18 protein-coding genes and 2 pseudogenes are annotated in these 19,319 nt (G+C 72.1%); 9 read left to right on the top strand and 11 right to left on the bottom strand.

Features of this window, described 5'->3' with window-relative positions; genetic code table 11:
* Positions 1–7: 7 nt before the first annotated feature.
* Positions 8–850: an SDR family oxidoreductase gene (locus LMU33_RS02845; protein ID WP_228617051.1), complete on the bottom strand. Its 843-nt coding sequence runs from the start codon at positions 848–850 to the stop codon at positions 8–10.
* Between the two features lie 537 nt (positions 851–1,387).
* Here LMU33_RS02845 and LMU33_RS02840 point away from each other — a divergent pair.
* From LMU33_RS02840 to LMU33_RS02825, 4 genes are all read left to right on the top strand, one after another.
* On the top strand, positions 1,388–2,059 hold the full coding sequence (locus LMU33_RS02840; RefSeq protein ID WP_228617049.1) for a hypothetical protein: 672 nt from the start codon (positions 1,388–1,390) through the stop codon (positions 2,057–2,059).
* Positions 2,060–2,217: 158 nt separating this feature from the next.
* The gene (locus tag LMU33_RS02835; protein WP_228617047.1) at positions 2,218–2,484 is read left to right on the top strand and encodes a ferredoxin; all 267 of its coding nucleotides are present in this window, start codon (positions 2,218–2,220) and stop codon (positions 2,482–2,484) included.
* On the top strand, positions 2,474–3,865 hold the full coding sequence (locus LMU33_RS02830) for an NAD(P)/FAD-dependent oxidoreductase (protein WP_228617046.1): 1,392 nt from the start codon (positions 2,474–2,476) through the stop codon (positions 3,863–3,865). The genes LMU33_RS02835 and LMU33_RS02830 overlap by 11 nt, the downstream gene beginning before the upstream one ends.
* A gap of 34 nt (positions 3,866–3,899) precedes the next feature.
* Positions 3,900–5,129 (top strand): cytochrome P450, encoded by a 1,230-nt coding sequence (locus LMU33_RS02825; RefSeq protein WP_228617044.1) that lies wholly within the window; start codon positions 3,900–3,902, stop codon positions 5,127–5,129.
* 7 nt (positions 5,130–5,136) lie between these two features.
* Here the strand turns inward: LMU33_RS02825 and LMU33_RS02820 are convergent, their stop codons facing one another.
* A complete protein-coding gene (locus LMU33_RS02820; protein ID WP_228617042.1) occupies positions 5,137–5,652 on the bottom strand; it encodes an immunity 21 family protein in 516 nt (171 codons plus the stop codon).
* A gap of 26 nt (positions 5,653–5,678) precedes the next feature.
* Complete coding sequence (locus LMU33_RS02815; protein WP_228617041.1) at positions 5,679–6,164, bottom strand: rhodanese-like domain-containing protein; 486 nt, start codon at positions 6,162–6,164, stop codon at positions 5,679–5,681.
* 94 nt (positions 6,165–6,258) lie between these two features.
* On the opposite strand from LMU33_RS02815, the gene LMU33_RS02810 reads away from it, so the two are divergent.
* Positions 6,259–6,705 (top strand): Lrp/AsnC family transcriptional regulator, encoded by a 447-nt coding sequence (locus tag LMU33_RS02810; RefSeq protein ID WP_228617039.1) that lies wholly within the window; start codon positions 6,259–6,261, stop codon positions 6,703–6,705.
* Positions 6,706–6,732: 27 nt separating this feature from the next.
* On the opposite strand, the gene LMU33_RS02805 is transcribed toward LMU33_RS02810, so the two are convergent.
* From LMU33_RS02805 to LMU33_RS02780, 6 genes and pseudogenes are all read right to left on the bottom strand, one after another.
* Complete coding sequence (locus LMU33_RS02805) at positions 6,733–9,723, bottom strand: AAA family ATPase (RefSeq protein WP_228617037.1); 2,991 nt, start codon at positions 9,721–9,723, stop codon at positions 6,733–6,735.
* Positions 9,720–10,883 carry an exonuclease SbcCD subunit D gene (locus LMU33_RS02800; RefSeq protein WP_228617036.1) on the bottom strand — a complete coding sequence of 388 codons (1,164 nt, stop codon included), beginning with the start codon at positions 10,881–10,883 and terminating at the stop codon, positions 9,720–9,722. Before LMU33_RS02800 ends, LMU33_RS02805 begins: the two co-directional genes overlap by 4 nt.
* A 106-nt stretch (positions 10,884–10,989) precedes the next feature.
* Complete coding sequence (locus LMU33_RS02795) at positions 10,990–11,616, bottom strand: YigZ family protein (RefSeq protein WP_228617034.1); 627 nt, start codon at positions 11,614–11,616, stop codon at positions 10,990–10,992.
* Between the two features lie 130 nt (positions 11,617–11,746).
* Positions 11,747–12,289 carry a SixA phosphatase family protein gene (locus LMU33_RS02790; protein ID WP_228617033.1) on the bottom strand — a complete coding sequence of 181 codons (543 nt, stop codon included), beginning with the start codon at positions 12,287–12,289 and terminating at the stop codon, positions 11,747–11,749.
* A pseudogene (locus LMU33_RS02785) lies at positions 12,286–12,720 on the bottom strand (hypothetical protein); the annotation flags it as partial. The gene LMU33_RS02790 and the pseudogene LMU33_RS02785, both read right to left, overlap by 4 nt.
* A gap of 435 nt (positions 12,721–13,155) precedes the next feature.
* A pseudogene (locus LMU33_RS02780) lies at positions 13,156–13,557 on the bottom strand (hypothetical protein); the annotation flags it as partial.
* A 105-nt stretch (positions 13,558–13,662) separates the two neighbouring features.
* Here LMU33_RS02780 and LMU33_RS02775 point away from each other — a divergent pair.
* The 4 genes from LMU33_RS02775 (at position 13,663) to LMU33_RS02760 (ending at position 18,001) form a co-directional block, all read left to right on the top strand.
* Positions 13,663–14,073 (top strand): CoA-binding protein, encoded by a 411-nt coding sequence (locus LMU33_RS02775; RefSeq protein ID WP_228617031.1) that lies wholly within the window; start codon positions 13,663–13,665, stop codon positions 14,071–14,073.
* 211 nt (positions 14,074–14,284) lie between these two features.
* The gene (locus tag LMU33_RS02770) at positions 14,285–15,925 is read left to right on the top strand and encodes an APC family permease (protein ID WP_228617030.1); all 1,641 of its coding nucleotides are present in this window, start codon (positions 14,285–14,287) and stop codon (positions 15,923–15,925) included.
* 258 nt (positions 15,926–16,183) lie between these two features.
* Complete coding sequence (locus LMU33_RS02765; RefSeq protein ID WP_228617028.1) at positions 16,184–16,609, top strand: hypothetical protein; 426 nt, start codon at positions 16,184–16,186, stop codon at positions 16,607–16,609.
* A gap of 168 nt (positions 16,610–16,777) precedes the next feature.
* Positions 16,778–18,001, top strand: a complete 1,224-nt coding sequence (locus LMU33_RS02760) for a 4-hydroxybenzoate 3-monooxygenase (RefSeq protein WP_228617027.1) — start codon at positions 16,778–16,780, stop codon at positions 17,999–18,001.
* A gap of 41 nt (positions 18,002–18,042) precedes the next feature.
* Here the strand turns inward: LMU33_RS02760 and LMU33_RS02755 are convergent, their stop codons facing one another.
* Together LMU33_RS02755 and LMU33_RS02750 are read right to left on the bottom strand one after the other, a co-directional pair.
* Positions 18,043–18,600, bottom strand: coding sequence for a YbaK/EbsC family protein (locus tag LMU33_RS02755; protein WP_228617025.1), 558 nt, complete (start codon positions 18,598–18,600; stop codon positions 18,043–18,045).
* Between the two features lie 32 nt (positions 18,601–18,632).
* Positions 18,633–19,205, bottom strand: coding sequence for a helix-turn-helix domain-containing protein (locus tag LMU33_RS02750; RefSeq protein WP_228617023.1), 573 nt, complete (start codon positions 19,203–19,205; stop codon positions 18,633–18,635).
* Positions 19,206–19,319 lie beyond the last annotated feature (114 nt).

Here is a 19,319-nt window from a genome sequence, read left to right as displayed (position 1 = left end):
CCCGGCGTCAGCGCCGGAAGCCGCCTTCCGAGTTGATGACCTCCCCGGTGATCCAGCCGGCCTCGTCTGTGGCCAGCCACGCGATGAGGCGGGCCGGATCGTCGGGGAGGCCCCAGCGTCCACCGGGAAAACGGGCGGCGACGGCGGCATGGCCCTCGCCGGTGGCGTAACCGGTGTCCACCGGGCCGGGGTTGACGGCGTTCACCGTGATGCCCTGCTCGGCGAGCGTGCCGGCCAGAGAGCGGGTGATCGAGGCGAGGGCGCCCTTCTGGAGGGCGTAGGCGATCTCGCCGGGCATGCCGCCGCCGAGATCCTGTCCGGAGGTCATCAACACCACCCGCCCGCCGGGAGTCTCCCCGGGCAGCCGGGCACGCGAGCGGGCGTAGGCCTGGACGAGCAGCAGGACCGAGCGGGTGTCGACGGCCCAGTGCGCGTCGAGCATCGCGGCGTCGATCTCCTCCAGGGTGCCGTCCGAGCCGCTGAGGGCGTGGTTGGCGACGAGGATGTCCAGGCGCCCGAACTCCTCGCCGACCGTGTCGATCAGCCGGGCCGGTTCCGCCGGGTCGGCCAGATCGCCGGGTCCGGAGCCGACGCGGGCCCCTGGGTCTGCGAGCACGTTGCGCACGGAGCCGACGACGGCCTCGGGGCTGTCGGCACCCCACGGCATGGCGGCATCGTGCGGCACATGGTGATGCAGATACACACTCGCCCCGTACGCCGCCAACCGCCGCGCCACAGCATGCCCGATCCCGGCCCGCCGACTCGCCCCGGTGACAAGCGCGGTACGCCCGCGCAGGGGCAACGGGTCGCGCCGCAGGTCTTCCGGGACGGGGAACTTGTTCGCAGGCACGGCGGATCACCCTAGGGGGCGGCGGGATCGCGGCGCGAGCGAATTGGGCGCGGGGGCGGTGGCGGGGCGAGGGCGTTGGGGCCGGGGGCTGGGCCGTTGGGGGCAGAGGCGTTCGGGGATTGGGGGCAGAGGGCTGGGGCGTTGAGAGCACAGGGTCGGGCCGTTGAGCAGGTCCGGGCGTTGCGGGCAGGGCGTGGTGCAAGCGGATCCGAGGCTGTTTCGGGTCCGATTGTGCTGGAGCCGGATCCAGACCCGCCCGCCGAGGCCCCCTGCGGGAAGCGCCGGGCCGGCACGGGCCGCACCGCCCACCGGGCCGGAACCAGGCCAGACCGCTGGGCTGGAACCCAGGCCAAACCGCTGGGCCGGAACCAGGCCAGACCGCTCCGCCCACTGGACCCGCCGCGGGGCGCGGTGGTCGTCGTCATGGCCCGTCCCGTCGGAGCGTCGGTCGATCGGCCGTCCGGGTGTCCCCGGTGGCGCGAGCGGTGCCGGGGCGGCTTGCTGGTGCGGGAGGCGGTGTGGAGGAGGCGGGACGGGATGCGGCAGAAGGGGCAGCGGGTGCTGGAGACGCCGCGGGCCGCCGGGCTCGCGGGAGTCGCGTTCGCGCTGCTGTTCACCGCGGCGATCGTCCTGATCCGGCTGGGCATTCCCCAAGGGGCCGAGGCGGTCACCGCGCGGGGATTCACGGACTCCGCGCGCCGTGACACCGTGCGTGCGGCCCTCGCGCTCGTGCCGTTCGCCGGGATCTTCTTCCTGTGGTTCATCGGCGTCGTACGGGCACACCTCGGTGCGGGCGAGGACAAGTTCCTCACCACCGTCCTCATCGGCAGCGGACTGGTCTTCACCGCCACGCTGTTCGGCGCCGCGGCCGCGGCGAGCGCCGTTCTCGCCGTCGCCCACCCCACCGGCACGGCGCCGGCGCCGGCCTATTGGGACTTCGGCCGTCATCTCGCGTACACGCTGTTGACGGAGTACGCCATGCGGATGGCGGCCGTCTTCGTCTCCTCCCTGTCGGTGATCGGCCTCCGCCTGGGTGTCCTGCCGCGCCCGCTGACGATCCTGGGCTTCCTGACCGCCCTCGTCCTCCTCTTCGTGGCGTCCGACGTGCCCTGGTCGGAACTCGTCTTCCCCGCCTGGTCGCTGCTGATCAGCGTGTACATCCTCCTGGTGGGCGATCGTGCCCGAGGCCGTACCGCGGCGGACGCGTGACGGACGCGAGTGAGGATCCATGAGCTCGAATGGGCATTCCCGACGCGCGAGGCGGCCGTATCGCCCTCAAGCTTGCACATGGGACATGACCGCCGTCCGGGCGTGCCGCGCGACTCGGCCGGCGCCGACGGACCTGGCCATCGGAAGGCGGAGCGCCGATGCGGCTCGTCGTCGATCTCAACAAATGTCAGGGCTACGCCCAGTGCGCGTTCCTCGCGCCCGACGTCTTCGCCATGCACGGCGACGAGGCCCTGATCTACAACCCGCACGCCCCCGAGGAACAGCGGGAACGGCTGGCGCGCGCCGTCGCCGCCTGCCCGGTGCAGGCGATCACCGCGGACGGGCTGGACGACAGGGGAGACAAGAGAGACACAGGAAACGCAGGAGCGACCGGAGACGTTCAGGAGGCGTCGGATGGTCGCTGACTACGTCGACTGGCTCAGGCGCGAAGGCCGGATCGTGATCGTCGGCGCCTCGCTGGCGGGCCTGCGGGCCGCCGAGACCCTGCGCGCCGAGGGCTTCGCCGGCGAACTGACCCTGATCGGCGACGAGCCGTACGAGCCGTACGACCGGCCGCCGCTGTCCAAGTCGGTCCTGCTGGGCAAGGCCTCCCCGCACCGCACCGAGCTGCCGCACCGCCGGGAGATCGACGCCAAGTGGCGGCTCGGTGTCCCGGCGACCGGACTGGACCTGTCGGCCAAGCGGGTCCGGCTGGCCGACGGGGACGAGGTGGAGTACGACCGGCTGCTCATCGCGACCGGCGTCCGCGCGCGGCCCTGGCCGAAGGAGGAGGAGGCCCGTCTCGACGGCGTCTGCCTGCTGCGGACCCGGGACGACGCGGCCGATCTGTACCAGCGGCTGAAGGCCGGGCCGCGCAGGGTGTTCGTGATCGGCGCCGGATTCGCCGGTTCGGAGGTCGCGTCGGCCTGCCGCGAGACGGGCATCCCCGTCACCGTGGCGGAGCGCGCGGGAGCCCCGCTGGTGGGTGCGCTGGGCGGGGTGATCGGCGCGGTCGCGGCCGACCTGCAGACCGAGAACGGCGTGGATCTGCGCACCGGGGTCACGGTGACGTCGTTGGAGGGCGACTCGGTCGGCCGGGTACGGGCCGTCCATCTGTCCGACGAGAGCGTCGTCGAGGCGGACGTGGTCGTGGTTTCGCTGGGCTCGGTGCGCAACACCGACTGGCTGGCCGGGTCGGGGCTGGGCGCCGGGCCCCGGGGCATCGCCTGTGACGCGGGCTGCCGTGCCTTCGACTTCCGGGGCATCGTCACCGACGACGTCTTCGTGGCGGGTGACGTCGCGCGCTCCCCGCACGCGCTGTTCGGCTACCAGTTCCTTTCGCTGGAGCACTGGGGCAACGCCGTCGCCCAGGCGGAGACGGCCGCGCACAACATGATCTGCCACGGCGCCGACCGGCGCCCGCACCTGTGGATGCCCGCCTTCTGGTCGTCGATGTTCGGCGTGAACATCAAGTCGGTCGGTGTGCCGTCCATGGGCGACCAGCTCATGATCACGCAGGGTTCGCTCGCCGAACGCCGGTTCGTCGGCGTGTACGGCCACCAGGGCCGCGTCATCGCAGCCGTGACCTTCGACAACACCCGCTGGCTGGAGTTCTACGCACGGCAGATCGAGCGGGGCGCGCCGTTCCCGGTGGAGTACCCGACGGTGGACCGCCGTCCCGAGGGCCGGCAGCCGGTGGCGGCCGACTTCCCCGACCCCTCGCTGCCCACCCACGGCCCCACCGTCACCCTCAGCGGCTACTCACCGGCCGACCAGCAACTGGTCTTCCACCCCGCCCGCCACTGACCGCCGACCGGCGCCGATGCTCCAAGGACTTGTCATGACGCAGGCCTCGCTGTTCCGTCGCATCACCGACTTCGCCAACCGCGCCGACCCGTATCCGCTGTACGAGGAGCTCCGCAAGACCCCGGTACTGTGCGAGGAGGAGGGCGGCCCGTACGTCATCAGCTCGTACTGGGACATCGAGGCGCTGCTCCACGATCCGCGGATCAGCTCCGACGCCGCCAATCTGGCCGCCGCCGGGGACGACGCGCTGTCCGGGCCAGAGGCGACGGGGCTGCCTCCGAGCTTCATCCGGCTCGACCCGCCGGAGCACGACCGGCTGCGGAGGATCGCCAACAGCTCCTTCGGGCCACCGCACAGGCCGCGCCGGATCGAGAACATGCGGGGCGAGCTGGGTGAGATCGTCACCGGCCTCATCGACGGGTTCGGGGACGCGCGGCAGATCGACCTGGTCGACCAGTTCGCGTACCCCTTCCCGGTGACCGTGATCTGCCGGCTGCTCGGCGTGCCGCGCGAGGACGAGCCCCGCTTCCGTGCCTGGGTCGACCCGATCGTCGCCGGCCTGGACCCCGACACCCGCACGAGCGCCGAGTCCGAGCGGACCGCGCAGGAGGCACGGTTGCAGCTCGGCATGTACCTGAACGGGCTGGTGGAGCAGCGGGCGAAGGAACCTCGCGACGACATGCTCTCCGACCTGGTCAACAGTCACGGTCCGGACGGCGCCATGACGACCATGGAAGTACTCACCACCGCGGTGCTGCTCCTCATCGCGGGCCACGAGACGACGGTCAACCTCATCACCAACGGCATGCTCACGCTGCTGCGCCACCCGGAGGTCCTGGAGCGGCTGCGCAACGATCCGGGTCTGTCGGTGCGGATCGTGGAGGAGCTGCTGCGCTACGAGCCGCCGGTGCAGATCGTGCCGCAGCGCACCTGTATCGCCGACATCGAGCTGCGCGGGGTCACCATCCCCAAGGGCTCGCACATCTGGCTGATGCTGGCCGCGGGCAACCGCGACCCCGAGCGGTTCAAGGACCCCGAGCGCTTCGACCCGGACCGCGAGGACATCCAGCACCTCGGTTTCGGCAGCGGCATCCACAGCTGCTTCGGCGCCCCGCTGGCCCGGGTGGAGGCGCAGATCGCCCTGTCCGAGCTGGCCCGGCGGCTGGAGGATCCCCGCCTGGTCGAGGACCCGCCACCGTACCGGCAGAACGCGGTGCTGCGCGGGCCCCGGCATCTGAACATCGCCTTCGAAGGCCTGCGTTGAGGCTCGGTCAGGGCGCGACAGGCCTGAGCTGGACCAGCCCGACCCAGGTCTCCGGCCCCGGCTGCACGTACGCGGAGCGCACCGCGTAAGTGCCCGCCTCCAGCGGCACCCGGAGGTGTTCGGTACGGCCGGCCTTGTCGCCCGGCCAGGCCGAGTCGAACAGCAGCACCGGGCCGGGCACCCGCCAGTGCACCTCGCTCCCCCACACCGCCGCGTCCAGGGCGGCGGGCACCCCGGCGAGGAGTTCCGCCTCGGAGTCGGCGGCGGACCACCGTACGAAGGTGGCGTGGTCCGGCAGGTACGAGGTGGAGGCGGGTTCGTCGCCGAACACCAGGGCCGCGCTGTCGCCGACGGGCAGCAGCCCGATGTGGCCGTCGACCTCGCACGCCCGGTCGTAGTCGGTGTCGAGCTCCTCGCTGTCGGCGCCGGCCCAGAACGGCAGCACCGTCTCCGGGACCGCTATCAAGGGGCCGCCACCCGATTCCACCCACTCCAGCGCGCCTGGATCCGCGTATCGAGCCATGGGCAGAGAACCTACACGGGCACGGGTCAGCAGCCGCACTCGCCTTCGACGGGTGCGGTCAGCCGGTCGGCCTCGCGCTGTTCACGCCCCTGCCATGTCTCGTAGGCGAAGCCCTCGCGCGCCCAGTACTCGAAGCCGCCGAGCATCTCCTTGACCCGGTAGCCGAGTTCGGCGAGGGCGAGGGCTGCGCGGGTGGCGCCGTTGCAGCCGGGGCCCCAGCAGTACGTCACCACCGGCACGGACTTGTCCAGCAGCTGCTCGGCCTGTTCGGGGATGAGCGCAGTGGGCAGGTGGACGGCGCCGGGGACGTGGCCCTGGTCCCAGGATTCGGTCGAGCGGGAGTCCACGACGACGAAGCCGGGGTCGCCGCCGGCCGCGAGCGCGGCGGCCACGTCGGAGACGTCGGCGTGGAAGGCCAGGCTCGCGCGGAAATGGGCGGCCGCCTCGGCGGGGGCGGCGGGGGCGACGCGCAGGACGGGGTTCCCGGAGGTCCGAGTGGTCTTGGTGATCATGACTGGAAATCTACGGCCCCGGACCCGCTCCCTGAAGTGGGAATCCACGGCACCTCCCTTGTCTCCACCGGGATTTCCCTGCTATCCATCCGGGATGACCGTGTATTCCCCGGACGCCACCGACTGGCGCATTCTCGAGGTCCTCCAGCGGGAGGGACGGGCCAGCTACGCCGAGCTGGCGCGGGCCGTCTCCATGTCGCCGAGTGCCGTCACCGAACGGGTCCGCCGGCTGGAGGAGGCGGGCGTGATCCAGGGGTACGCGGCGGTCGTCGACCCCGAGCGGCTCGGACTGCCGATCCTGGCGTTCGTACGGCTGCGCTACCCGAACGGCAACTACAAGCCGTTCCACGACCTGGTGGCCGCGACGCCCGAGCTCCTGGAGGCGCACCATGTGACGGGCGACGACTGCTTCGTCATCAAGGTCGCCGCCCGCTCCATGGCACACCTGGAGGAGATCTCCGGGAAGATCGGCGCCCTGGGCTCGGTGACCACCAGCGTCGTGTACTCCTCCCCGCTTCCCCGGCGCGCCCTGGGCCGCTGACCCGGTCCAGCGGGGGTTCATGCCCCGTCAGACACCCCGCTGCCGCAGCACCGACCCCGACCTGCCCTTGACGACCTCCAGCTGGGCGTGGATGCGGCGGCGCAGGTCGGGCACGTGGCTGACGATGCCGACGCTGCGGTCGCGTTCGCGCAGGGAGTCGAGGACGTCGAGGACCTCGTCCAGGGTCTGGTCGTCGAGGCTGCCGAAGCCCTCGTCGATGAACAGCGTGTCGAGGCGGACGCCGCCGGCCTCGTCGGTGACGACGTCCGCGAGGCCGAGGGCGAGGGCGAGGGAGGCGAAGAAGGTCTCGCCGCCGGAGAGTGTGGCGGTGTCGCGTTCGCGTCCGGTCCAGGCGTCGACCACGTGCAGCCCGAGCCCGCTGCGGCCGCGCCCGGTGCGGTCGTCGGAGTGGACGAGGGTGTAGCGGCCCGACGACATGCGCTGCAGCCGGGCGGTCGCGGCGGCGGCGACCTGCTCCAGGCGGGCCGCGAGCACATACGACTCCAGGCGCATCTTGCGTTCGTTGTCGGCGGAGGTGCCCGCGCTGAGGGCGGCGAGGCGGGCGATCCGGTCGTACTCCTCGCGGAGCGGGGCGAGCCTGCGTACGGCCTCGGTGGCGCGCGCGGAGAGGCGGTCCAGCTCGGCGCAGGAGCGGGCCGCCGCGTCGCGCGCGGACGCCGCCTCGCGCAGCCGGTGTTCGGCCGTGGCGGCCGCGCGCTCGGCCGTGGCCGGGTCGGCGGGCGGGTGCTGGGCGGCGGCCGCGGTGTCGGCCTCCGCCAGCACCGCGCGTACGGCGGCCTCCTCGGCCTGCCAGGCGTCGAGGCGGTGCTGCAGCTCGCGGTGGGCCGCGGCGTCCAGGAGGGCGGCGGCCGCGGCCTGCGGGGTGTCGAAACCGGCCCGGTAGGCGGCGTCGGCGAGGCGGGCGTCGGCGTCCTTCAGGCGCTGGGCGGCGTCCTCGGCGGCGCGTACCGCGTCGGCGGCGTCGGTGAGCAGCGCCGCCTGCCGCTCCAGCTGCGCGGCACGCGCGGCCACGCTGCCGGAGCCGCCGCGTGCCTTGGTCAACTCGGCTTCCAGCTCTTCCTGTTCGCGTTCCAGGGTCTCGCGGCGGGTGAGCCGGGAGGCGGCCCGTACGGCGGCCTGCTGGCGGTCGGCGAGGCGCCGCTCGCGTTCGTGTTCGGCGCGCCGCAGCTCCTCGTGGGCGGCGTGCAGCGCCGAGGCGTCGCGGCGGGCGCGGGCGTACTCCTGCTCCAACTCGGCGGCATGCGCTTCGAGTTGGGCGGTGGGTGCGTCGCCGGCCTCGGCGGTGGCGGCGGCCAGGGCCTCCCGGACCACACCGAGTCGCCGCCCGTCCTCGGTGTGCTGCTCCTCTGCACGCTGGAAGGCGGCGAGGGCCCGGTCCTCGGTCTCGCGGTCGACGTGTCCGGCGACCTTGCGGGCCGGCGCCGGGTGTTCGGTGGCTCCGCAGACGGCGCAGGGCTCACCGTCCGTGAGGTGGGCGGCCAGTTCGGCGGCGATGCCGTTCAGGCGCTGTTCCTTGAGGTCCAGCCAGTGGGCGCGGGCGTCGAGGGCGCGTTGCTCGGAGGCGAGTGCCTGCTGGCGTGCCTGCTCCAGGTCCGCGGCCAGCTGGTCGCGGGTGCGGGCCGCTTCGAGGCGCCCGCGCATCGGTTCCCGCTGGACGGCGAGCTGTTCGGCGCGGGTGGCAGCCTCCTGCGCGGAGTCGACACGGGACTGCAGCGCCGCACGGGTGGCGTCCCACTCGGCGAGCCATGCCTCGGCCTCGCGCAGCACGTCCTCGTCGGCGCGCTCCTGGCGGTCGAGCCCGGACCGCTCCTCGGCCAGCCCGGCGAGTCGCCGCTCGGCGCGCCGGGCCGCGTCCAGGCCGCCCAGTTCCTCGGCCGCCCGGCGCGCGGCGGCGGCGAGTCCGGCCGCCCCTGCGTCGGCGTAGGAGCCGGGGAGCATGCCACGCGCGCGTGCCTCGGCCGCGGCCGCCCTGCGGTGCTCCTCCTCGGCCGCCTCCCGCAGCTCCAGGGCGGGCGCGACCGCCTCCGCCTTGCGGGACCGCTCCATGCGCCGCTGGGCCTCGTGATGGGCGCCGGCCCGCTCCTGCAGCCGCTCGGCGCGCCGCTGAGCCTCGGCGAACCGGCTCTGCAGGCGGGCGAGTTCGCGTACGTCGTCCAGGGCGCGCCGGGTCGCGGCGTGGGCGGATTCGGCGGCGGCGAGCCGGCAGTGGGCGACGGTGAGGCGTTCGCGGGCGGTGGCGCGGGCGACGGCGGCGGCACCGAGGACGGCGTCGGCCAGGCCCGGGTCACCGGGGGCCAGCTCGGGCAGCTCCATGGCCTCGCCCGCCTCCTGCTGCATGCGGTGGGCGTCGGCGAGCAGCGTCGCGTCGCCCTCACGCACGCGTGCCTCGGTGGCCCGGCGGCGCTCGGCGAGGCGCTTCTCGACGTCGGCGAAGCGCTGGGTGTCGAAGAGGCGGCCCAGCAGCCGCCCACGGGCCTCCGCGTCGGCGCGCAGGAAGCGGGCGAAGTCGCCCTGGGGCAGCAGCACGACCTGGCAGAACTGCTCGCGGCTCATGCCGAGAAGCTGGGTGATCTCCTCGCCGATCTCCTGGTGGGAGCGGCTGCGGTCCTTCCAGGTGCCGGTGGTGGCGTCGTACTCGCGCAGCCAGGTCTGGGCCTTGTCGACGGTCGTGCCCGTGCCGCGCAGTTTGGTCCGCTCCCAGGGCGGCTGCCGGGTGATCTCGAGGCGGCGTCCGGCGACGGTGAGGTCCAGGCGGACCTCGGTACGGGTGCCCGGCTCGGCGTGGTCGCTGCGCAGGTTCATGCCCTGGCCGTTCTGCCGGGCGCCGGGGACGGAGCCGTACAGGGCGTAGCAGACGGCGTCCAGGACGGAGGTCTTGCCGGCGCCGGTGGGGCCGTGCAGCAGGAAGAGCCCGGCGGTGGACAGGGCGTCGAAGTCGACGCTCTGGGAGCCGCCGAAGGGCCCGAAGGCGGTGATGTCGATCCGGTGCAGCCTCATCGGGCCACCTCCCGCACGGCGGCGTCGGCGCGCACGGCGTCGAAGGCCTCGCGCAGCACGGCCGCCTCCCGTTCGTCCGGCCCGGCGCCGCGCACATGGGCGACGAAGTCCTCTGCGATCTGCTGGTCGCTGCGGCCCGCGAGGCGCCGGGCGTACGAGACCTGGGGGTCGTCGGGGGCGCGCTCGGGGGCGAAGACGAGGCTGAGGGTGTGCGGGAAGCGCTCGGTGAGGCGGGCCATGGGTTCGGCGGGGCGGACCGCGTCGGTGAGGGTGGCCTCGACCCAGGCGTCCTCGTGGCCCGCCAGCGCCGGGTCGGCGAGGAGGTCGTCCAACCTGCCCTTGATACGGGCCAGCGGCCGCGGCACCGGGCAGTCGACGCGCTCGGCGTGGACGCGGCCGTCGCCGTCGAGGTCGACCAGCCACATGCTCTTGCGGTGGTCGGCCTCGGAGAAGGAGTAGGCGAGTGGTGAGCCCGAGTAGCGCACGCGCTCGGTGATGGTCTGGCAGCCGTGCAGATGGCCGAGCGCCACATAGTCGACGCCGTCGAAGACCCCGCCGGGTACGGCGGAGACCCCGCCGACGGTGATGTCCCGCTCGCTGTCGCTGGCCTGGCCACCGGTGACGAAGGCGTGGGCGATGACGACCGAGCGGGTCCCCGGGGCGCGCGTGGCGAGGTCGGCTCGGACGCGGTCCATGGCGGCGGACAGTACGGCCTCGTGGCCAGCCCTCTCCACCTCGAACTCGTCCTTCACCAGGGCCGGTTCGAGATAGGGCAGGCCGTAGAAGGCGACCTCTCCGTGGGCGTCGCCCAGCACGACCGGGGTGCCGGCGGCCGACGGCTCGGTGCGCAGGTGGATGCCCGCGCGGCCGATGAGCCCCGCGCCGACGCCGAGCCGGCGGGCCGAGTCGTGGTTGCCGGAGATCATCACCGTGGGCACGCCGAGGTCCGCGAGGCGGTGCAGGGCGTCGTCGAACAGCTCGACCGCGGCGAGCGGGGGCACCGCACGGTCGTACACGTCGCCCGACACGACCACCGCGTCCACCTCGTGCTCGCGCACGGTGGTGACGAGGTGACCGATGAACTCGGCCTGGGCCCCGAGCATGTTCACCCGGTGCAAGGCCCGGCCGAGATGCCAGTCGGACGTGTGCAGGAGTCTCATGATCCCCGAGACTAACGGCCGGGTCTGACATCACGGGCGGTTGTTCCCGTAACGACCCGACACGGCAGGCCAACTTTGGTGACTTTTGCCCGATTAAGGTGGAGTATCAGGCATCTCCGTAGGCTTCGCCGCCCAGTTCGAAGCCCGCCGTGCCCGCCGTCGCGTCCGCGAGCCACGCGCGGAACGCCTCGACGTCCGTGTCCGGCAGGCCGATCTCGATGGTGACCGCCTCGCCGTAGCGGACGTCGCGCACCTCGCGTCCGGTGGCGCGCAGGTCGTTCTGGACCTTGCCGGCGCGCTGGTGGTCGACGGTCACCGTGGCCAGCCGGAAGCGGCGCCGGGTGATCGTGCCGAGTGCGTCGAGGGTCTCGCCGACCGCGCCGCCGTAGGCCCGGATGAGTCCGCCGGCGCCGAGCTTGACGCCTCCGTAGTAGCGGGTGACGACCGCGACGACGTAGCGCATCTCACGGCGCAGCAGCATCTGGAGCATGGGGACGCCGGCGGTGCCGCCCGGTTCACCGTCGTCGCTGGCCTTCTGCACGGAGGCGTCGGCGCCGATGACGTACGCCCAGCAGTTGTGGGTGGCGTCGGCGTGCTCCTTGCGCACGGAGGCGATGAAGTCCTGCGCCTCCTGCTCGGTGGCGGCCGGGGCGAGGGCGCACAGGAAGCGGGAGCGGTTGATCTCGATCTCGTGCACGCCCGCGTGGGCGACTGTGCGGTACTCGTCCTGCATCCCGCAAGCCTATGCGGTGACGCGGAGTGGGCGGCGACGGGCGCATGCCGACGGTGGGGCCACGGGCGGCCGGGCACGCGCGCGTACCCCCGGTCGTCGCGGCTCGGGCACGCGCTACGCGCGCGTGGTGCTACTTCTTCTTCCCGCGAGCAATGATCACCGAGGTCAGAAGAGCCGTTCCGGGGCCGAGAGCGGGCCAGCCGGTGCCGTGCCAGGAGAGGACGGCGATCGCGGACGTCGGGAACTTCGTCCGCACCCGCTCCAGCGAGTCGTCGAGACCGTCCCGCGCCAGCTCCAGGACCAGCTCCTCGAGACCGGGGTTGTGCCCGACCAGCAGCAGTGTCTCGACCTCGGGCGACGCCTCGCGGACCACCTCGAGCAGCTCCGGTACGCCGGCCGCGTACAACCGCCGGTCGAACCGCACCGGCGGCGGAGTGCCCCACTCGGCGGAGGCCAGCTCCCAGGTACGGCGGGCGCGTACGGCCGGAGAGCACAGGGCGAGGTCGGGCAGGCAGTCCGCCTCGGCGAGGGCGCGTCCGGCGGCCGGGGCGTCGCGCAGCCCGCGCGGCGCGAGCGGTCTGCGGTGGTCCTCGACCCCCTCGGGCCAGGCGGACTTGGCGTGCCGCAGGACCACCAGCCGGCGCAGCGGGCCCGTGCCCGCCCGCACGATCACGCGAGGCTCCCCAGGTCGCGGGCGAGGTCGAGGGCCAGCAGACGGTCGGCGTAGACGTACGTCTCGAAGCGGGCTCCGTCGGGCAGATCCCCGGCGCTCTCCACGGTCCGCAGCACCTCCAGCACCCCGGGCAGGTCGAGGTCGTCCTCCCACGCGGCGCGCAGCCGCGCCCGCACGTCGTCGGGTACCGGCCGCGAGGGCTGCCGCGCCCACCTCGCCACAGCCCGCCGCCACCGGTCCAGCCACCCGGCGGCCTCCTCCAGCATGCCGGAGTCCAGCCGCACAGGCTCACCGCGCGGGACGGACAGCAGAGCCAGCCGAAGAGCGCAGGGGTCGGAGAGCCCGGAAAGGAGCACGGCGAGCGGAGGGTGGGAAGTGGGCTCGGGGGCGTGGGCCGGGGCCGGCTCGGGGGCGCGTCCGGGGGCAGGCTCGGCGGTGCGACCCGGGACAGGCTCCGGGGCATGGCCCAAGGCAGGCTCGACGGTCCGACCCGGGACAGGCTCGGCGGTCTGGCCCGCGGGCGGCTCCGGGGCATGGCCCGCAGGCCCCGAAGCATGGCCGGGCACAGGCCCGGTGGTCCGACCCGCGGCAGGCTCCGGGGCACGGCCCGGGGCAGGCTCGACGGTCCGACCCGGGACAGGCTCGGGGGCAAGGCCGGGCGCAGGCTCGGGGACGGATTCAGGGGCGGACTCGGGTTCGCGCCCGGTGGCGAGCTCGGCGGCGTGGCTGGGGCCGGGCTCGGAGACATGCCCGGGGCCGGATTCGCGGGCATGCCCGGGGGCGGGCTCGGGGACATGCCCGGGGGCAGATGCGCGGGCATGCCCCTCGACGAGATCCGTCCCCTGGCCGCCCGCCGGCTCACCTCTCCACTCCACAGCCGCGACCCACACCACCGGCCCCCCTCCGGAGCCGTCCGGCAGCTCGGCCGTCACGTGGAGCGTCTGCGCCTCCCCCAGCCCCGACGCGACGTCGCGGGCGTCCTCGAAGGGGCGGATGGCCAGAGTGGCCGCGGCGGTGCGGAGGTCGGTGGGGCTGTGGGGTGCGGCGAGGGTCGGCCAGACCGGTGTGCCGCCCAGTTCCAGGGCGCGGACCAGCAGGTCAGCGGTGAGGAGAACGCGCAGGGCCGTCGGATCGGGGCCGGAGGCGTGGGCTTCGATGCGGGTCAGGCCGCGCCGGGCGGGCGCGGCGGTGACGGGCTCACCGGTTCGGGCGTCGAGGATGCGCAGCACGGGCTGAGCGTAGGCGGGCGGGCGGCCGTACGCAGGCATCTCGTGCCGATTCCGGACACGGTGGCGAGGTGGCGGGGCGGGAATCCCGACCGGCCACCGTACTGTTGCCCAGGCGAACAGTTCCCGCAGCCCGAGGAGGCGGTCGTGTACGGCGACGAAGCGACGATCCGCAGGATCCTGACCGAGCTGGGCGACACCTGGGCGGTGGTCGGCCTGTCCGGCAACCGGAACCGGGCCGCGTACGGGGTGGCGCGGGTGCTCCAGCGGTTCGGCAAGCGGATCGTGCCCGTACACCCGAAGGCGGAGACCGTGCACGGCGAACCGGGGTACGCCTCCCTCGCGGACATCCCCTTCGAGATCGACGTGGTCGACGTCTTCGTCAACAGCGAGCTGGCCGGCGCGCTGGCCGACGAGGCCGTGAGCACCGGCGCGCGGGCGGTGTGGTTCCAGCTGGGGGTCGTGGACGAAACCGCCTACGAGCGGACCCGCGCGGCAGGCCTCGACATAGTCATGGATCGTTGCCCGGCCATCGAAATTCCCCTTCTGGACCAGTGAATCTTTCCTTCTACTCACAATCCGTCGCTGAATATTGACATTCCGGTCAGGCATCTGACCTGTGACAAGGCCGTAACCGAGTGTGCGCCCAAGACACCTAAGATCCCAGGTCAAAATTTGGTTAACACTCTTTTGCTCAGTCGGAAAGTCTCCCTAGCCTGTGGCCTCCTTGCTCGTTAACGCTGCGTATAGATCTGAGAGGCCACTAGACATGGCGAACGTCGACCAGGCTGCGCCGGTAGCCACAAGCGACACCGGCGGCGGCCTGCGCCGGGATGTGGGGCTCATCGGCCTGATGTGGGCTTCGGTGGGTTCCATCATCGGCTCCGGCTGGCTCTTCGGTGCCGAGAAGGCGGTCACGGCGGCCGGCCCCGCGGCGATCATCTCGTGGATGATCGGTGCCGTGGCGATCGTGCTGCTCGCCCTCGTGCACGCCGAGCTCGGCGGCATGTTCCCGGTGGCGGGCGGTACCGCCCGTTACCCGCACTACGCCTTCGGCGGTCTGGCCGGTATGTCCTTCGGCTGGTTCGCCTGGCTGCAGGCCGCGACGGTGGCTCCGATCGAGGTCGAGGCCATGATCGGCTACGCCAAGCACTGGCACTTCGCCGACGGACTGCAGAACGCCAACGGCACGCTCACCACCAGCGGCATCGTCGTCGCGGTGCTCCTGATGGCCGTGTTCGTCGCGGTCAACTTCCTCGGCGTCCGCATCCTCGCGCACACCAACAGCGCCGCCACCTGGTGGAAGATCGCGGTCCCGCTCGCGGCGATCTTCGTCATCGCGATCGGCAACTTCCACCCGGCGAACTTCACCTCCGAGGGCTTCGCCCCCAAGGGCGCCGCGGGCGTTCTCGGCGCCATCAGCTCCAGCGGCATCATCTTCGCGCTGCTCGGCTTCGAGCAGGCCATCCAGCTGGCCGGCGAGAGCCGCAACCCCAAGCGTGACCTGCCGCGCGCCACGCTCGGCTCGGTCGCGATCGGCGCCGTGATCTACCTGCTGCTCCAGATCGTGTTCATCGGCGCCCTGCCGCACGCCTCCTTCGCCAAGGGCTGGGCGAACCTGGACTACGTCGGCATCAGCGGCCCCTGGGCGGGTCTCGCCACGCTGTGCGGCCTGGGATGGCTGGCTTGGGTGCTGTACGCCGACGCGATCATCTCCCCCGGCGGCACCGGCCTGATCTACACCACGGCCACCTCCCGCATCTCCTACGGCCTGGCCAAGAACGGCTACGCGCCGAAGGTGTTCGCCAAGACGGACTCGCGCGGTGTGCCGTGGTTCGGCCTCGCGATCTCCTTCGTGACCGGCGTGATCTGCTTCCTGCCCTTCCCGAGCTGGCAGACGCTGGTCAGCTTCATCACCTCGGCGAGCGTGCTGATGTACGCGGGTGCTCCGCTGGCCTACGGCGTCTTCAAGGACCGGCTGCCGAACCACGAGCGTCCGTACAAGCTGCCCGGCGGCAAGTTCATCTCCCCGCTGTCCTTCGTGGTCGCCAACCTGATCATCTTCTGGTCCGGCTGGGACACCCTGTGGCGCCTGGGCTGCGCGATCCTGATCGGCTACGTGCTGCTCGGCTCCTACGCCTGGTACGCGATCCGCAAGAACCTGCCCAACGCGCCGCGGCTGGACTTCAAGGCCGCGCAGTGGCTGCTCCCCTACCTGGCGGGCATCGGCGTGATCTCCTACCTGAGCACCTTCGGCGGTAACGGTGACCTCCCGCTGTGGTGGGACATCCTGGTCGTCGCGGTGTTCTCGCTCGGCATCTACTACTGGGCCAAGGCGACCGCCTCCGCGTCCGAGCAGATCGAGCGCGACATCGAAGAGGTCGTGGTCACCGACGCCCCGGCGCACTGACCCCACTTCTGCCCCCGGTGTCCCGTTGGCCGCGTCGCGGCTGACGGGACACCGTCATGTTGCGGGAGTGATCTTCCCTTCACGCGAGCACCGGCGTTCCCACGATCCGGAATGACATGTTCACGCCAAAGATCGCACATGACTTGATCAAGGACGAGTAAGGACAGGACGGAACCCCTGATTCCGTCCATACCATGATCATCGAGAAGGTCTGGGAACCAGGCATAACCATACAAAGCCAACGGAGAACAAGTTCACGTGAAGATCAAGGGTCTGCGGGCGGCCGTGCCCGCCCTGCTGGTACCGCTGATGGCCGCCACGTTCGTGGTCGGTTCCAACGGCATCGCGTCCGCCTCCTCCAATGACTGCGAGAACCACCAGGTGACGCGCGAGGAATCGAACATGGTGTGCATCTTCATCGACGGCAAGGGATTGACGGTCAAGTCGATCCACGGACGCTTCATGGGCATCTGGGGCAGGCCGAAGCTGACGCTGTACATCAACGGAAAGCTGGCGTCCAGCCTGAAGTCCCCGAAGACCACGCAGGACTGGCTGACCGCCTTCCCCTCGAAGTTCGACAAGAAGTACGCGAACGGGACCACGATGAAGGTCTGTCTGAGCGAGATCACCGGCGACATACCCGCCAAGAGCCTGTGCACCCAGCCCCTCAAGATCCACTCGTGATCCGATCCGGATCCGCCTGACCACGAAGACGGGGGAAAACGGCCCTTCAAGGGTCGTTTTTCTCATTTACCGAAAAGCCGGGCCCGCTCACAACCGCGCACCGACCCTGCTCTCCCCTGGTGATCCGCTCGGCCGCCCCGGCTGACGGGACACCGTCATAATGCGGGGATGGTCTTCCCTTCCCCCCACCCTGATTCCGCTCCCGGGGAACGCCGTACGGTCGTCGTCGTGGGCGCCGGGCCCGCCGGGCTGACCGTCGGCAACATCCTGCGGGCCGCCTCCGTCGACTGTGTCGTCCTGGAGACCGAGAGCAGGCAGTTCATCGAGACCCGGCCCCGGGCCGGTGTCATCGAGGAATGGGCGGTGCGCGAACTCGGTCGGCGCGGACTGTCCGAACGGCTGCCGGAGCGGGCGGAGTCGCACAGCGTCTGCGAGTTCCGCTTCGACGGCGAGCGGTACCGCTTTCCCTACGCCGACCTGACCGGCAGCCATCACTACGTCTACCCGCAGCCGTTGCTGGTGACGGATCTGGTGCGGGAGTACAGCGACGTACGCGGCGGCGACATCCGCTTCGGCGTCCGCGACGTCTCGCTGCACGACCTGGACTCGGACCGGCCTGCGGTCTCGTACCGGTGCCCGCAGACGGGCGAACGCCGGCTGCTGCGCTGCGACTTCGTCGCGGGCTGCGACGGGGCGCGCGGCGCCACACGGGACGCGATACCCGTCGAGCGCCGGCGGATCGCGCGGCAGGACGACGGCATCGGCTGGCTGGCGCTGCTCGCGGAGGTTCCGCCGTCGACGGACTGCGTGCTGTTCGGCGTCCACCCGCGCGGCTTCGCCGGGCAGATGCCGCGCAGCCCCGAGGTGACCCGGTTCTACCTCCAGTGCCCGCCCGGCGACGATCCGGAGAACTGGCCGCACGACCGGGTCTGGACCGAGCTGCGCGAGCGGCTCGGCGCGGCCGGAGCGCCCCCGCTCGGCGAGGGCCGGCTGATCGAGAAACGGGTGCTGGACATGCACCACTATGTCGTCGAACCCCTCACCCACGGGCGGCTGTTCCTCGCCGGGGACGCCGGTCATCTGGTCGCGCCCATCGCCGCGAAGGGCATGAACCTCGCCCTGCACGACGCCTTCCTGCTCGGCGACGCGCTCACGGCCTGCGTCACCAAGGGCGACGGCAGCGGCCTGGACGGCTACTCGGCGGCATGTCTGCGCCGGGTGTGGGACTACCAGGAGTTCTCGCAGTGGCTGTCGGACATCTATCACGGTGTCGCGTCCGGTGATCCGTTCCGCGCGGGCACCACACTGGCCCGGCTGCGCCGGCTGTTCACCTCACCGGCCGCGGCGGCGGCCTTCGCCGAGCAGTACCTCGGCACCGCAAGCGCCTACTGAATTCCGCCGGCCCGGTGGAACGGGTCTGCCGTTCGCCCGCCTCAGGCGACGCCGAGGCCCTCCAGCACCACGGCGCCCGGGAGGTCCGCGAGGGCCTTGCCGGGCACCAGCAGCTTGCCGCGCCGGCGTCCGCTGCCGACGAGGACGTAGGGCAGGTCGACCACGGCCGAGTCGATCAGCACCGGCCAGCCGGCGGGCAGTCCGACCGGGGTGATGCCGCCGTACTCCATACCGGTCTCGCCGGTCGCCGTCTCCATCGAGGCGAAGGAGGCCTTGCGGGCGCCGAGTTGGCGGCGCACCACGCCGTTGACGTCGACCCGGGTGGTGGAGAGCACCACGCACGCGGCAAGGGTGGTCTCGCCGCCCCGCCTGCCCGCGACCACCACGCAGTTCGCCGACTGCTGCAGCAGCTCGCGGCCGTAGTGCTCCACGAAGACGGCCGTGTCGGCCCAGCGCGGGTCCGTCTCAACGTAGAGGACCCGGTCGGCGGGGACCGCGCCCTGCCAGTTGCGTACGGCTTCGGCGACCGGGGCGGTCAGCTCCTGAAGGCAGTCCGGGACCGGGGTGGCGGTGTCGAAGTCTCCGATGGGTGCACGCATGGCCGCACGCTAACAGGCCTCCGCGGTGCCGTTCAGCGCACGGGCGGTACCGAGACGGCCATCACCATCTCCATCGGTACGTCGCCCTCGTTGCCGTAGGTGTGCGAGGTGCTCGCCTCGAACGTGGCGCTCGCGCCGGTCGGCACCAGGTGCTTCACGCCGTCCACGGTCAGGGTCAGCTCGCCGGCGGTGACATGGACCAGTTCCACCGTGCCCGCCGGGTGCGGCTCTGAGGGGCTCTGTTCGCCCGGCATCAGCCGCCAGTCCCACATCTCCAGCGGACCGGGCGCCTCCGTGCCGGCGAGGAGGCGGTTGTAGCTGCCGGCGTCCGTGTGCCACAGCCGTACGGCCTGCTCGGCGGGGACGATGCGGACGGTGGTGCCCTGTTCGTAGTCGAGCAGGGTGGTGATGCTGATGCCGAGCGCGTCACCGATCTTGACGACGGTGCCGATGCTGGGGTTCGTCCGGGCCTGCTCGATCTGGATGAGCATGCCGCGGCTGACGCCGGCACGGGCGGCGAGCGCGTCCAGGGTGAAGCCGCGCTCGGTGCGCCAGCGCTTGACGTTGCGCGCCAGGGACTGGGTCAGCAGGTCGAGGTCCGACACATCACGTCCAACGGTGAGGGTTCCATAGTGGGTTCAATATATGGGATGGCAGAGTTCACTTGCCTGAACTACGGTGGGGTGTACCTGATCGTTCACCAAACTGTACTGCGAGGC

This window comes from Streptomyces barringtoniae (assembly GCF_020819595.1).
GTDB lineage: Bacteria > Actinomycetota > Actinomycetes > Streptomycetales > Streptomycetaceae > Streptomyces > Streptomyces barringtoniae.
This window is presented reverse-complemented; position numbering and strand designations above follow the sequence as displayed.

Excerpts from the sequence above, each read along its gene's own strand:
- LMU33_RS02800 (WP_228617036.1), bottom strand. The coding sequence starts at position 10,883 with ATGAGACTCCTGCACACGTCCGACTGGCATCTCGGCCGGGCCTTGCAC.
- LMU33_RS02840 (WP_228617049.1), top strand. The coding sequence starts at position 1,388 with ATGCGGCAGAAGGGGCAGCGGGTGCTGGAGACGCCGCGGGCCGCCGGG.
- LMU33_RS02770 (WP_228617030.1), top strand. The coding sequence starts at position 14,285 with ATGGCGAACGTCGACCAGGCTGCGCCGGTAGCCACAAGCGACACCGGC.
- LMU33_RS02810 (WP_228617039.1), top strand. The coding sequence starts at position 6,259 with ATGACCGTGTATTCCCCGGACGCCACCGACTGGCGCATTCTCGAGGTC.
- LMU33_RS02825 (WP_228617044.1), top strand. The coding sequence starts at position 3,900 with ATGACGCAGGCCTCGCTGTTCCGTCGCATCACCGACTTCGCCAACCGC.
- LMU33_RS02835 (WP_228617047.1), top strand. The coding sequence starts at position 2,218 with ATGCGGCTCGTCGTCGATCTCAACAAATGTCAGGGCTACGCCCAGTGC.
- LMU33_RS02820 (WP_228617042.1), bottom strand. The coding sequence starts at position 5,652 with ATGGCTCGATACGCGGATCCAGGCGCGCTGGAGTGGGTGGAATCGGGT.
- LMU33_RS02755 (WP_228617025.1), bottom strand. The coding sequence starts at position 18,600 with ATGCGTGCACCCATCGGAGACTTCGACACCGCCACCCCGGTCCCGGAC.
- LMU33_RS02795 (WP_228617034.1), bottom strand. The coding sequence starts at position 11,616 with ATGCAGGACGAGTACCGCACAGTCGCCCACGCGGGCGTGCACGAGATC.
- LMU33_RS02815 (WP_228617041.1), bottom strand. The coding sequence starts at position 6,164 with ATGATCACCAAGACCACTCGGACCTCCGGGAACCCCGTCCTGCGCGTC.
- LMU33_RS02830 (WP_228617046.1), top strand. The coding sequence starts at position 2,474 with ATGGTCGCTGACTACGTCGACTGGCTCAGGCGCGAAGGCCGGATCGTG.
- LMU33_RS02805 (WP_228617037.1), bottom strand. The coding sequence starts at position 9,723 with ATGAGGCTGCACCGGATCGACATCACCGCCTTCGGGCCCTTCGGCGGC.
- LMU33_RS02760 (WP_228617027.1), top strand. The coding sequence starts at position 16,778 with ATGGTCTTCCCTTCCCCCCACCCTGATTCCGCTCCCGGGGAACGCCGT.